Raw genomic sequence first — 270 nt, forward strand, 5'->3', positions numbered from 1 at the left:
GGTCCTGTTGGTCCTGTTGGCCCCGTTGGTCCAGTCGGTCCGGTTGGTCCCGTTGGTCCTGTTGGTCCTGTTGGCCCGGTTGGTCCGGTCGGTCCTGTTGGTCCTGTTGGTCCTGTCGGTCCTGTTGGTCCGGTCGGTCCTGTTGGTCCCGTTGGTCCAGTCGGTCCTGTTGGTCCTGTTGGTCCTGTTGGTCCTGTTGGTCCTGTTGGTCCTGTTGGTCCTGTTGGTCCCGTTGGTCCAGTCGGTCCTGTTGGTCCGGTCGGTCCAGTC

At 62.6% G+C, this 270-nt stretch carries 1 protein-coding gene; it reads left to right on the forward strand.

Translation table 11 applies throughout. The features are described 5' to 3' along the window. A partial coding sequence (locus tag J7E38_RS24430; RefSeq protein ID WP_215038260.1) for a hypothetical protein occupies positions 1 to 270 on the forward strand: 270 nt, incomplete at both ends.

The sequence above is a fragment of the Bacillus sp. ISL-35 genome (assembly GCF_018613355.1).
GTDB lineage: Bacteria > Bacillota > Bacilli > Bacillales > Cytobacillaceae > Mesobacillus.